The organism is Verrucomicrobiota bacterium (genome assembly GCA_016871535.1).
GTDB lineage: Bacteria > Verrucomicrobiota > Verrucomicrobiia > Limisphaerales > SIBE01 > VHCZ01.
Genome location: VHCZ01000023.1, coordinates 1 through 13,217, shown reverse-complemented (window position 1 = coordinate 13,217; position 13,217 = coordinate 1). Strand labels below are relative to the sequence as shown.

At 60.4% G+C, this 13,217-nt stretch carries 9 protein-coding genes; 8 read left to right on the top strand and 1 reads right to left on the bottom strand.

Going from position 1 to position 13,217, the window contains the following annotated elements:
• Positions 1–52: 52 nt before the first annotated feature.
• The 8 genes from FJ398_05270 to FJ398_05235 all read left to right on the top strand — a co-directional run bounded on the left by FJ398_05270 (position 53) and on the right by FJ398_05235 (position 11,281).
• A complete protein-coding gene (locus tag FJ398_05270; GenBank protein MBM3837365.1) occupies positions 53–412 on the top strand; it encodes a hypothetical protein in 360 nt (119 codons plus the stop codon).
• Positions 413–481: 69 nt separating this feature from the next.
• The gene (locus FJ398_05265) at positions 482–1,519 is read left to right on the top strand and encodes a hypothetical protein (GenBank protein ID MBM3837364.1); all 1,038 of its coding nucleotides are present in this window, start codon (positions 482–484) and stop codon (positions 1,517–1,519) included.
• A gap of 178 nt (positions 1,520–1,697) precedes the next feature.
• A complete protein-coding gene (locus tag FJ398_05260; GenBank protein MBM3837363.1) occupies positions 1,698–3,146 on the top strand; it encodes a Gfo/Idh/MocA family oxidoreductase in 1,449 nt (482 codons plus the stop codon).
• Between the two features lie 261 nt (positions 3,147–3,407).
• Positions 3,408–4,841: a gfo/Idh/MocA family oxidoreductase gene (locus FJ398_05255; GenBank protein ID MBM3837362.1), complete on the top strand. Its 1,434-nt coding sequence runs from the start codon at positions 3,408–3,410 to the stop codon at positions 4,839–4,841.
• Between the two features lie 187 nt (positions 4,842–5,028).
• Positions 5,029–5,835, top strand: coding sequence for a hypothetical protein (locus tag FJ398_05250; protein ID MBM3837361.1), 807 nt, complete (start codon positions 5,029–5,031; stop codon positions 5,833–5,835).
• Between the two features lie 151 nt (positions 5,836–5,986).
• A complete protein-coding gene (locus FJ398_05245) occupies positions 5,987–8,626 on the top strand; it encodes a DUF1592 domain-containing protein (GenBank protein ID MBM3837360.1) in 2,640 nt (879 codons plus the stop codon).
• 421 nt (positions 8,627–9,047) lie between these two features.
• Positions 9,048–9,416, top strand: a complete 369-nt coding sequence (locus FJ398_05240) for a hypothetical protein (protein ID MBM3837359.1) — start codon at positions 9,048–9,050, stop codon at positions 9,414–9,416.
• Between the two features lie 524 nt (positions 9,417–9,940).
• Complete coding sequence (locus tag FJ398_05235) at positions 9,941–11,281, top strand: DUF1552 domain-containing protein (protein ID MBM3837358.1); 1,341 nt, start codon at positions 9,941–9,943, stop codon at positions 11,279–11,281.
• A gap of 289 nt (positions 11,282–11,570) precedes the next feature.
• Here the strand turns inward: FJ398_05235 and FJ398_05230 are convergent, their stop codons facing one another.
• On the bottom strand, positions 11,571–12,893 hold the full coding sequence (locus tag FJ398_05230; protein ID MBM3837357.1) for a hypothetical protein: 1,323 nt from the start codon (positions 12,891–12,893) through the stop codon (positions 11,571–11,573).
• Positions 12,894–13,217: the final 324 nt, after the last annotated feature.

The following is a 13,217-nucleotide window of genomic DNA, read 5'->3' as shown; positions in this document are numbered from 1 at the left end:
TCGAGCCCCTGCGGAATACAATTCCGCGATACGGCAGATTACAAATCTGCGTTTGAAGATGGAAACCCCGGAACATTTTCAACAAATCTACCGCGCGCAAATCCCCGAGGATCAGGATCACTGGCACTTCAACGTGGATCGGGAAGTAATGCTGGACAAGCGCGCCGCCACGGTTTTCGTCCGATACGTTGGCGATCCCGGCTTGAACAACATCCGCATTTACGCCCATTGCCTGGATGACCGGCCGAGAGCCGCCGCACCGATCACGGTAACGCACACCTGGGCCGAGAATGCGCAGCCCAAAAGCAAAACGGTGACGTGCGATCCCGGCGCGGCCTACTTGATTGAAACCGAGTCCGACCCGGTCGATGAATCGATCGCACTGGCGATTCCCAATGGGCTACGGAAATGAGTAATTGCCGCGACTCAGTGTTCGATTTCCCATTGACCGCGAATTTGGGGCGGCGATACGATCTCCATCATGAAACCACTGGCCAAATTCCATCGTCCTTCAATTGCCTTTGTCATTTCGCTTCTGGCAGGTGTGGGTGCTGTCGGAGCCAACGCGGCGGAAAGCAAACCGGGAGGCGTCCAGATCACGGAGCAGGACGGCAAGCTCGTCATCAAAGTCGGCGGCCAGCTCTTCTCCGAATACCACTCCAAAGCGTATGGCGGCAAAGAAGTGTCCAGGCCGTTTTTTTATCCTGTGATCGGCCCCGGTGGCGTGCCCATGACGCGCAATTGGCCAATGAAGGATGTTGAAGGCGAAGCGCACGATCATCCGCATCACCGCTCTCTTTGGTACGCTCACGGCGACATCAATGGCCATGACTTCTGGGCCGAGAGCGCCAAGTCAGGCAAGACCGTTCATGTTGCTTTTACGGAAATCAAATCCGGGCAGGATGTGGGTGTGATCCGGACTCAAAACAAACTGGTCGCGGTCGATGGAAAAATGGTTTGCACTGAAGATCGCACGATGCGGATCTACAATCGCGCTCACGACCGGATGATGGACTTCGAGGTGACGATTCACGCCTCTGAGAGCGACGTGACGTTTGGTGACACGAAGGAGGGGACGATGGCACTCCGTCTGAACGAGTCGATGCGCCTGACGAAACCGCCGGCCAAAGGTGAAAAGAAAAGCCGTCCTGGCGAAGGCCGCATCGTCAACAGCGAAGGCGTGCGCGACGGCCAGACCTGGGGCAAACGCGCCAAGTGGTGCGATTACTATGGGCCGGTCGATGGCAAGGTGGTCGGCGTCGCCATCTTCGATCACCCACAGAATCCGCGGCATCCGACCTGGTGGCACGTGCGCGATTACGGATTATTTGCCGCGAATGCCTTTGGCCGCCACGATTTCGAGAGTCTGCCCGACAGAAAGGCCGGCAACCTGGTTCTTCCGGAAGGCCAGAGCGTGACGTTCCGGTATCGCATCTACTTCCACGAAGGCGACGAGAAGCACGGGAAAGTTGCCGAACAGTACGAGGAATACGCGCGAACGAAGGTCGCCCAAAAGTAGGGCAGGCATCCTGCCTCCTTCTCGCTTCCGCAGAAGCCAATCGATTTTGGTTCATGAAGCAGATTGTTGCAACGGTTCATCTGGATTGAATTTCTGGGCAGGCTGGAAGCCTGCCCTACTTTGAAGCAATGAATTTAATTCGTCAGTCGTCCATTAACTACGAACCAAATTGAAAACCATGAAACATCTTACGCGTCGCTCCTTCCTGAAAAGTTCCCTGTTCACCGCCACCACGCTCAGTTTTTCCGCCCGTTCCTGGTCTCAAGTCCCCGGTTCCAGCGAAACCATTCGCGTGGCCGTGGTCGGCTTTGGCGGGCGCGGCGGGGACCACATCAACGGCATGCGTAAGCTGAAGGACAAGCAGGTTCGCATCGTTGCGCTGTGCGACGTGGACCAAACTGTTCTGAGCCGAGGGCTGGGTTCGCTCAACAAGGAAGGCAACGTGGCCGACGGATTCACAGACATCCGGAAATTGCTCGAGCGAAAAGATATTGATGTCATCACGACGGCGACGCCGAACCACTGGCACGCGCTGGCGACGATCTGGGCTGTGCAGGCGGGCAAAGACGTGTACGTCGAGAAACCCGTTTGCCATAATGTTTGGGAAGGCCGCCAGATGGTGCAGGCGGCGCGCAAGTATCAAAAGATCGTCCAAACCGGCACGCAGAGCCGGTCCAGCCACGGTATCCGAGAGGCAGTCGATTGGGTTCAAGCCGGGAACCTGGGCAAAATCCTTGTGGCTCGCGGTCTCTGTTACAAGCCACGTGGGAGCATCGGAAAAACCGAAGGCCCGCAGACAATACCGGACGAAATCAATTACGATCTCTGGTGCGGCCCGGCGCCCGTCGATCCGCTCCGGCGCAAGCGCCTGCACTACGACTGGCATTGGTTTTGGGCCTACGGCTGCGGCGATCTCGGCAACCAGGGCATTCACGAAATGGACCGCGCCCGCTGGTTCCTTGGCGTGTCGGAATTGTCCCCGCGCGTTTTCAGTTTTGGCGGCCGGCTCGGTTACCAGGACGACGCGGAGACGCCGAATACTCAGGTCGTATTCCATGATTACCCGAAGGCGCCGCTGATTTTCGAGGTGCGCGGTTTGCCGGAAAAGAGCGGTTCCAGGAACATGGACACGTTCATGGGCGGGCGGGTGGCGGCGATCGTGCACTACGAAGGCGGTTATGTCGTGAGTCCGAATTACAACAGCGCGATTGCTTACGACAAGGACGGCAAAGAAATCAAACGGTGGAGCGGCTCGACCGACCACTACGACAACTTCATCAAAGCGTGCCGCTCCCGGAAGCACACTGATTTGAACGCCGATATCCTCGAAGGCTACTTGTCGAGCTCGCTTTGCCACACCGGCAACGTGTCCTATCGGCTGGGAGCCAAGAAATCCCCGGACGAAGTCCGCGAGAAACTCAAAAGCAACAGCGCCGCGCTGGAAACATTTGGCCGAATGGTCGAGCACCTCAAGGCGAACGAGGTGGATCTCAATCACGACAAACTCACCTTCGGCGAGTTCTTGACCATGGACCCGAAGGCGGAGCGATTCACCAACAGCCGGGAAGCCGACGCCCTGCTCACGCGCCACTATCGCCGGCCTTACGTTGTGCCTGAAATCGTTTAGCCGAGCGTCGCCCTCACGAATGATTGCGCGTTCTCCATCGGGCGTCTCGTTCCCCTCACCCCAACCCTCTCCCTTGGGGAGAGGGGGTATCGAATTGCGCGGTGGCGCAGAAGAAGCCCGCTGGCATTCTGCGAGGCGTGGAGATCGGGATTCCCTCTCCTTGGGGAGAGGGCCAGGGTGAGGGGAAAGGTTGCTCAATCCAAACGCAGCGGAACCAAGTTTCTGAGCCTGATCCGAAAACACAAACCTGGAGATAATCAAATGAAAACACTGTCTCGTCGTCGTTTCATCAAATCCTCCCTCATCACCACCGGCGCCCTGAGCCTTTCGGCGCGTTCGTGGAATAATGTCCTGGGCGCAAACGAAGACATCCGCGTGGCGGTCGTTGGCTTCAATGGGCGGGGAGGCAGTCATATCAGCGGGTTCTCCAATATTCCGGGCGTGCGCCTGACCGGGCTTTGCGACGTGGACAGCAAAGTATTGGACGCCTCCGCGCAACGTCTGCAAAAGAAAGGCCAGACCATCGAAGCCCACATCGATGTCCGCCGCCTGCTCGAAAGCAAGAACATCGACGTTATCAGCACCGCCACGCCGAATCATTGGCATGGCTTGATCACGATCTGGGCGTGCCAGGCCGGCAAAGACGTCTATGTGGAAAAACCCATCTCGCACTGCGTCTGGGAAGGCCGGAAGGCCGTCGAGGCGGCTCGCAAATACAAGCGCATCGTCCAGGCCGGCACGCAAAGTCGCTCGAACGCCGGGTTGCGCGAAGCGCTCGATTGGGTGCGCGCGGGCAATATCGGCAAGATCAAGATTGCCCGCGGGCTTTGCTACAAGCCTCGTCCGAGCATCGGGAAAGTCGAGGGCCCGCAGCCGATTCCGCCTTCGGTGAATTACGATCTGTGGTGCGGTCCCGCGCCGAACGGTCCGCTGATGCGCAGCCGCCTGCACTATGACTGGCACTGGGTCTGGGCCACGGGCAACGGCGACATTGGCAATCAGGGCATCCATCAGATGGACATTTGCCGCTGGGCGCTGAACAAGCCGGAGCTTTCGCCGAAGATCCTTAGTGTTGGCGGCCGGCTCGGTTACGCCGATGATGGCGAAACGCCGAATACGCAATTTGCCGTGCACGATTATGGCGATGCGCTGCTGATCTTCGAGGTCCGCGGTTTGCCCGCCGGCACCGGGAAACGCGAGATGGACAAATACCGCACGCAAAGCGTCGGGCACGTGATCGAATGCGAAGGCGGCTACCTGGCGGGCACGTCGGTTTATGACAACGACGGGCAGGTCATCCGCAGTTTCATGGGGCGCGGCGAAGAAGGACACTTTGAGAATTTCATCAAGGCCGTCCGCAGCCGCAAAGTTTCGGATCTCAACGCGGACATCCTGGAAGGCCACCTTTCCAGCGCGCTTTGCCACACCTCGAACATCTCTTATCGCCTGGGCAAAGAGGCGAACCCGGAGGAAATCCGCGAGGCGCTCAAGGCGGACAAAGCCGCCGTGGAAACCCTGGGCCGGATGGAAGAGCACCTGGCGGCGAATGGCGTCGATCTGAAAAAGACCCGAGCTTCGTTGGGGGCCTTCTTGCGGATGAACGGCAAAACCGAGCGGTTCATCGACAATCCTGAAGCCGACAAATTGTTGAAGGACAACTACCGTCCGCCGTTCGTCGTTCCGGAAAACGTCTGATCCTTGCGATGCATCGCGCTTTTCTCCCTCTCCTCCCAAGCAAGGAGGAGAGGGCAGGGGAGGGCGTTCGGTCGAGAATTCCCCTCTCCCCGACTCTCTCCCTACTCGTTCCTCGCGGGGAGAGAGAGATAACGGGACGAGTGCTGAATCAATTACTTTTGGCAACCGATCTGAACGCTCGCACGTCATGAACATCATTGCTTCCCTCCCAATCGGCGCCGTCTCCACGTGGCTCCTTCTCCTCGGCGCCCCCGGCGCTTCAGCGCAGACCCCCGCGGCTGACGGCCCCAAAGCCCAGTTCCCTCCCACTCGATCCGGTGGGGCGCTGGTATTCCACGAGAAGAGCAAACTCCCTTTGCCCGACGGCTTCAGACTTCTCTACGAACAGACGTTCGAGGACGAATCCGCGTTGAAGCATTTCGTGTTCACGGACGCGAAGGTCTGGAAGTTCTCCGCGGATGAAAAGTCCTCCGCGCTGGAACTCGTCGCGCAAAGCAAATACACCCCGAAAGTGCGCTCGCCCTTCAACATCGCCTTGATCGCGGAAAAGGCCTTTGGCGACTTCATTCTCGAAGCGGACCTCGTTCAGACGGGGCGAGAATACGGGCACCGCGACATGGTCCTGGTCTTCGGGTTCAAGGATCCGAGCAAGTTTTACTACGCGCACATCGCGACGGCGGCCGACCCCAATGCGCACAACATTTTCATCGTGAATGACAAACCGCGGACCAACATCGCCAAAGAAACCACCCAAGGCGTCAACTGGGGCCTGAACGTCTGGCACAAAGTCCGCCTCGAACGAAAACTCTCCGACGGCTCGATCAAGGTCTATTTCGACGATTTGACGAAACCGATCATGGTTGCCGAGGACAAGACTTTCGGCGCCGGGCACATCGGTTTCGGTTCGTTTGACGACACGGGAAAGGTGAACAACATCAAGATTTGGGGCGCCTCGGTCGAAACGAAGAAAATCGAGTATTTCACTCGGCCGTGATGGAGGACGACCTGGTTCGCGAAAGCCCCATGAAACGTACCCCCTCAGTTAAGGTAGTTAGTTAAGGTGGAGCGAGGCTCCTGCCGAGCCATGCCATCGAAGAAAAGCTCCGCAGGAGCGTCGCTCCACCGTCGTTAACTGAAGAGTTACCATGAAAGAACTTCTGCGGTTCTCTCTCCTTTTCGCCACGGCAGCCTCCGCGGCGTCCGGTGAACGAACGTCGAACGTCGATCGATTCCTGCAGGAGCATTGCCTCGAGTGCCACGACGCCGAGACGCAGAAAGGCGGACTGGATCTGGCAGCGCTGAAATTCGATCTCGCGAACTCCACCAACTTCAATCGATGGGTTCTCGTGCATGATCGCGTGAGCGCCGGTGAAATGCCGCCGAAGAAAAAACCCCGCCCGAATTCGGCGGAGCTGGCCGCGTTCGCCAGGTCGCTGTCCGGTTCGCTCGTCGCTGCTGAACAGGCCGACCTGAAGCGTGAAGGCCGTGCCACGCAGCGGCGGCTCAATCGCTACGAGTACGAAAACGCGCTGCGGGATTTGTTGCAGGCGCCGTGGCTGCAGATCAGGGACTCGCTTCCCGAAGACGGCGAAGCGCACCGTTTCAACAAGGTCGGCGATGCGCTGGATGTGTCGCACGTGCAAATGGCGCGCTACCTCAACGCCGCGGACTACGCGCTCCGTCAAGCCATGGCGCCCTATGCAGCTCGTCCCGAGACGAACACGGTCCGCTATTACGCGCGCGACCAGCGCAGTTACACCGGGCCGATGAAATTTTCCGTGTTCAACACGGCGCCGGAACGCGCCACGTTTCCCGTGCTCGGTTTTCAGGGGCAGCCGGACGTGCGCCGCGGCGACGCGCCAATCACCGTCGGCAGCACCAACGCGGAGTTGCGCGAACTGGAGGGCGTCGGCGTGGTCGCGAGCGCTTACGAGCCGATTGAGCCGAAGTTCAACCAGTTCCGGGCTCCCTTGGCAGGCCGCTACAAACTCCGTTTCCATGCCTATTCGGTTTGGGTCGGCCTCGGGCCGAGCAACAAATGGTTCATTCCCAATCTGGATGATATTTCTAAAGGCCGCCGCGACGAACCGGTCACGATCACGGCCGAAACTCCCCCTCGTCTGCTGCGCAAGCTCGGCGATTTTGATGTCACGCCGGAACCGTCCGTGCATGAACTCGACGTCTGGCTGCTGGCCGGCGAGATGATCCGTCCGGACGCCGGACGACTTTTTCGTTCCCGCCCCGGCGCGTCGCGCTGGCAGAATCCACTCGCGGAAAAGGACGGGCAACCGGGCGTCGTGTTCCGGTGGCTCGAAGTCGAAGGCCCGATTTATGACGAGTGGCCGCCGGCGGGACACAGACTCCTCTTCGGCGACCTGTCATTGGTCAGCCGAAAAGTGGACGCGAACGCAGAAGGGCGCGCCGCGAGAAATCTGGCCCGCACCAATCGGTTCGGCGACCGCCGGTTCACGCCGCCGCCGGGAGTTGAGGTCTTCTCAGACCAGCCGTTGCGCGATGCGAAACGGCTGCTGCCTGAATTCATCCGCCGCGCTTATCGCCGGCCCACGAGCAAGGTCGAAGTAGCGCGCTTTCTTCCCGTCGTCGAAAACGCACTGAAGCTGGGAAACAGCTTCACCGACGCCATGCTGGCGGCGTACACGGCCGTTCTTTCTTCGCCCGGCTTCATTTGCCTGGAAGAAAGGCCAGGACGTCTCGACGACTACGCGCTTGCTTCGCGCCTTTCCTTCTTTCTCTGGAACTCGCCGCCGGATGATGAACTGCGGCTTTGCGCGGCGATGAATGAGTTGTACAAACCGAACGTGTTGCGCGCCCAAACGGAACGCCTGCTGGCCGATCTCAAATCCCGCCGCTTTGTGGAGGCCTTTCTCGATTACTGGCTGGACTTGCGGAAGATTGTGGCCACCGCGCCGGACGCGAATTTGTACGGCGATTACTACCTGGACGATTTGTTGACCGAATCCGCGCTGGAGGAAACTCGGCTGTTCTTCGCGGAACTGCTGCGGTGCGATTTGCCCGCCCGCAACATCGCGGCGTCGGATTTTGCCCTGCTGAACGAACGGCTCGCGGCGCATTACGGATTGTCGCCCGTGCAGGGCGTGGCTCTGCGCCGGACTGCGCTCCCGGCGGACAGTGTTCGCGGCGGATTGCTGACCCAAGCCGCCGTGCTGAAGGTCACCGCCAATGGCACCACAACTTCGCCCGTGTTGCGCGGCGCATGGATCATGGAACGCATCCTGGGCCAGAAACCGCCGCCGCCGCCGCCGAGCGTTCCTGCCGTTGAGCCGGACATTCGCGGCGCCGTCACCATTCGCCAGCAGCTTGACCAGCATCGCACGCTGGAAAGCTGCTCCGCCTGTCACGCAAAAATTGATCCGCCCGGCTTCGCCCTGGAGAACTTCGACGTCCTGGGCGGCTGGCGCGAGCGCTATCGCGCTGAAGGCGGCGGGACGCCGGAGAAAGGCCTGGCCAAGAGCGGACAGAAATTCGCGTTCCATTATGCGCTGCCCGTGGATTCCAGTGGCGTGCTGCCCGACGGTCGAACATTCCGCGACGTGCGCGAATTCAAACAACTTCTGCTGGCCGACGAAGCGCAGCTCGCGCGCAATCTCGCGCGGCAACTGGCCGTCTATGCCACCGGCGCGCCGATTCGCTTCGCGGACCGTCCCCAAATCGAAGCCATTCTCCAACGCGCCAAACCGAGCCACTACGGCGTGCGCTCGCTCATGCATGAAATCGTGCAGAGCGAATTGTTCCGGAACAAATAGAAGGTAGCGGCGACATCGAGACGGGGAGCGCACGCGCCTCGCGTGCTGTGGTCGGCGCCCTCGCCGACCACCTCGGTGGGTTCGAACAACCATCACTTAAATTTGGGAAGTGACCAACCGATGCGTTCCTTCCGACCGGCGAGGCGCCGGTCGGAACACGCGAGGGCGCGTGTGCTCCCCATCCCGGATGGCATGCTCACCGCTCATCCAATGAAGTCTATGCATTGACGCCGCCGCTGAGAGACAACGCGACAAAGTGTAAGCTTGTCGCATGAAAATCACCCCAACAGGCTCAGAAAGCACTGCCGAGTCCAGAGACTCCATGGAAACGTGCCAACCTGGAGCGGCGTCGTGCGACCCCTCATGACTCCAACTGCGGCCACCGATCTTGAAGGTGAAGGCTGCCGCCCTCGTTAGCGAAGTGAGGAAACGCACTGAGAAAATCGCCGCGCTGCTCTCCAGCACCACGCCGCCGGATCTCGTCCTGAACCGCCACTGCGCTGAGTGCGAATTCCAGGCCCGCTGTCGGAAGATCGCCATCGACAAGGACGATCTGAGCCTGCTGGCCGGCATGAGCGCGAAGGAGCGCCAGAAACTCCGCAGCAAAGGCATCTTCACCGTCACGCAACTTTCCTACACCTTCCGTCCGCGCCGGCGCCCGAAACGGCTGCGCGACAAACGCGTCGGCCGGGTCGAGCGGGTTGGCCAGGACTGCAGGATTCCGCAGCAGCACATAAAGCTCGATCAGGACGAGTTCGCAAACGGCCACGGTGTTCGGCGTTGCGGGTAAGGAGGCGAAAAAAGCGCGTGCATCATTGTATTCCGCACAGTCCTGGTTCAGCGAGTACAGGAGGAGGTTGGTGTCGAAGGAAATCATAGTGGCTCAAACGGCCGCTTCGTTTCCCAGCAGGCGCCAGGTCTCGACCGAGACGCGGAAGGCCCCGAGATGGCGGCCTTCTGGAAATCGCCAGTCGCCGTTCGCTGTCGGCTGGCGTGGTGCCTGACGCAGGACCATCTGTTCTGCGGCCTTGCAAAGCACTTCCGGCACGGTCAAGTGCAGTCGGCCTGCCAAAGCTTCGATGCGGCAAATCGCACTTCCAAAAGAATTCAACAGGAGAAAACTGAGATAGCGGAGGTGAATGAGGTTCTTGGGAGGATCCGCACTCCTGCGCGCACTTCACACCGGCGGATCCGAAAGAAGGTCTCCCGCCGAGTGGCTGATCGACTTTTACGTTTCTCCTAAAATCCTCCTTTTCTAATCCGCAAGCGTAAGTAAATTACGAGCCAGTAAGCCGCCAACCATTTGCGCCTATGATGACCAACGCCCCCTTTGTTTCCACGCGTTCCCCGCTTTCCCGCCGCAAATTTCTCCGCGGCGCCGGCATCTTGCTTTCGCTGCCGCTGCTGGAGGCGATGACGCCGGCCTTTGCCGCCGTGGCGAAGCGCACGGCAAGCGATGGGACGCCAGGCGGCAAACGGCGGCGCTTCTTCGGCATCTGCAATAACCTCGGCTTGTTGCCGGACCATTTCTTCCCCAAGCAGAGCGGGCGGGACTACCCCCTGCCGCCCTACCTCGAAATCCTCAGGGACCACCGCGACGATTTCACGGTGTTCAGCGGCGTGTGGCATCCGGACGTGGATGGCGGGCATCCGGCGGACAACTGTTTTCTCACGGCCGCGCCGCATCCGGGCAGCGCCGGCTTTCGCAACACCATCTCGCTCGATCAATACATCGGCGAGCGCATCGGGCATCTGACGCGATTTCCGTCGCTCACGCTCGGCGTCAACGTACAGCAAGGGGTGCGCAGCCTTTCCTGGACGGGGTCGGGCGTGCTCATTCCCTGTGAAGAGAAGGCCGCCGACGTTTTCGCCCGGATGTTCCTGGAGGGAACCCAGGACGAGACCGAAGCGCAGGTTCGCAAACTGGAGACCGGCCAAAGCATTCTCGACGCTGTGGCCGGGCAGGCCAAAGAATTACAGCGCAATGTCAGCGCCCGCGACCGCGACCGGCTCGACCAATACTTCACCAGCGTGCGCGAATTGGAGCGGCGCATGCAGATGTCGCGCGAATGGGAACGCAAGCCCAAGCCGAAAGTGAGCGCTTCGGTGCCGCTCGATCCCGCCAGTCCCGCCGCCTACATGGAAAAGGTGAAGCTGATGTACGACATGGCGCGCCTTGCCTTTGAAACCGATTCCACACGCTCGATCTCGCTGCTGCTCGACAGCGTGAACTCGCCGGCCATCGAGTTCGGCGACGTGAAAACCAGCGACGGCTACCACAATCTTTCCCATCACGGCAAATCGGCGCAAAAGCTGGCGCAGTTGAAAGCCATCGACGAATGGCACATGAACCTGCTCGCGAATCTCTTCCGCGAACTCAAGGCCGTGCAGGAAGACGGCGAACCGCTCCTCGACCGCACAATGATTCTCTACGGCTCGAACCTCGGCAACGCGAACACCCACGTGACGACGAACATGCCGGCCCTGTTTGCCGGCGGCGGCTTCAAGCACGGCCAGCACCTGGCGTTCGACACGGCGCACAATTATCCGCTGCCCAATCTGTTCGTCTCCATGCTCCAGCGGATGGGTTTGGAAACGGACAAATTCGCGTCCTCCACCGGCACGATGCGTGGGCTGGAGATGGGGTCGTCGTAGGAAACGACCATTCCGGAGAAGAGCGCGCGCGCGTCTCGCGGCCGGGTCGAGGCTCCGTATGTGTTAGCGCCGGTACGTACCGATTCCACTCCGTCCCTGCTAATCTTGGAGGCCGTCCTTGAATGGAGAGACGGACAATGGAAAAACCAGGAGCCTCCGTTGCCCCACCGTCTCTTCCTGGAAGGCAGTCTGCCCTCAAGGTCTCAGTTGGGACGGAGTGGAATCCGTCCTTACCGCGCAAAACAGGTACGGCGCCAGTCGGCACCCGCGAGGGCGCGTGTGCTCCCCTTCAAACGCAGACGGGATAGTGCGCCTGGTTCCGCCAGAGGTATAGAACACGCCGGGTGGTGTTGGGATGCGAGGCGGTACGGTCGTCCACTTCAACGGGCAATTGGAACAGCACGCGTTGAGGGCAGCTCTCGATTTCGCGCGTCAACCGCTCCGCCAGGCCAATCGACCACCCTTTGCTGCCGCGCTCGTAGAGGCTGCGGTCCAGGGGCAAAAGCGGCAAATCTTGCAGATGCCGCAGTTCAGCCGCCAATTCCTCCGCGCCTTCCTCGGCGGCGCCGGACGGAGCGTCCTGGAGAAAGCCGAGGAAACCTCCGAGGGAGATTCGGCCGGCGGCGCTTTTCTTTTGCCCCACGAATTTTTGGAACTCCCGCTCAAATTCCTGCGGATCCGCTTTTCCGAATGGGACCGCGGCTTCATAGGCTTCCGCAAGACTGGCCAGGTTGAGAGGGCTCCCTTGTTGGCGGGCTTCAAAAATCCGGAGGAGCAATTTCTGCCGGGTCTCCTGTTCGGCGGCGATTTTCATTTCGCAACTGAGCGCCGGCAGCAAACCCGCGGCGTGCGCGCCAAAATCGTCACAGAGAAACTCGATGCCACGCGAAAGCCGCAGGTGCGGGAAAGCGATCACCCAGTCGAGCGCCCAAAGAATCGCCAGCGGCGCGAGGATCGCCACGGCGGCGGATTCGAGCCGCGCAGTGATCGCGAACGAGGCGATCCCGGCGAACGCCGCGTGCAGCAGATAGCAGCGGGACAGCAACGGCGCGTACGGAAACACATGGCCCAGTTCGTGTCCGACCACGCTCGCCAGTTCCGGTTCGTCCAGCAAGTGGAGGATGGAACGGTTCAGAAACACGCCGTTGAACAGGTGCAGGCCGGGCCAGAGCTCGCAGCGCACGGCATGGGCGTTCACGTCTTTCGCGCGGATAACAAAGACCGGCGCGGCGTCCGGTTTAAGCCCAAGTTGCGCAAAGACGCGCCGCGTCAGAGCCAGGAGGGAGTCCCGGTTGTGAATGCCGAATTGCGCGTCCGGGCGGATTTCGTTCAGCTTTTTCTTGTTCAGGAAGACGTGGTGCAGGAACCAGCGGAAAACCCCGAATCCGCCCAGAGCCAGCGCCAGCCAGGGAAGCGCCGAGGTGACCTGCAGGCCGCGGCCCAGAAGCCACAAACTCAGACCGGCAATCACGATGATTTCAAACGCCAGCGCCCCTTTCGATATGGAATCCGTGCGCGCGTAATGTTCGAGCAAGGCGTCGCGCGCCGGCGTTTCGAGGCGCCGGCCTTCGGAGGGAATATGGACCTGTTCCTCCTCCATCTGGGCCATCACACTGAACTGTGACTATTCAGTCCGACGCCGCTCTTCCCCTCACCCCGGCCCTCTCCCCTGGGGAGAGGGAGAACATTTCCACGGCGTTGTTCTAATTCACGATTCGGTGACCATTCCTGCGCCGAGGAAAACCCCTCCCTCTCCCTGAGGGAGAGGGAGGGGGTGATGGGGAACGCGGCGTCGAATTGCATAGTCACGCCTAAGTGGTCCGTTTCGTAAATACGCTCACGTTCGTTGCGCCCAATTTGGCCTGGGGCAAGGCGCGACGAGCGAGCATCCCCCGCCAGTGGGGCTGTGACCGAGGAGCAACGCAGCCCCAGGCAA

What these genes read in the sequence shown, in the direction of transcription:
- FJ398_05265 (MBM3837364.1), top strand. Translation starts at nt 482, where the DNA reads ATGAAACCACTGGCCAAATTCCATCGTCCTTCAATTGCCTTTGTCATT.
- FJ398_05260 (MBM3837363.1), top strand. Translation starts at nt 1,698, where the DNA reads ATGAAACATCTTACGCGTCGCTCCTTCCTGAAAAGTTCCCTGTTCACC.
- FJ398_05255 (MBM3837362.1), top strand. Translation starts at nt 3,408, where the DNA reads ATGAAAACACTGTCTCGTCGTCGTTTCATCAAATCCTCCCTCATCACC.
- FJ398_05250 (MBM3837361.1), top strand. Translation starts at nt 5,029, where the DNA reads ATGAACATCATTGCTTCCCTCCCAATCGGCGCCGTCTCCACGTGGCTC.
- FJ398_05245 (MBM3837360.1), top strand. Translation starts at nt 5,987, where the DNA reads ATGAAAGAACTTCTGCGGTTCTCTCTCCTTTTCGCCACGGCAGCCTCC.
- FJ398_05235 (MBM3837358.1), top strand. Translation starts at nt 9,941, where the DNA reads ATGACCAACGCCCCCTTTGTTTCCACGCGTTCCCCGCTTTCCCGCCGC.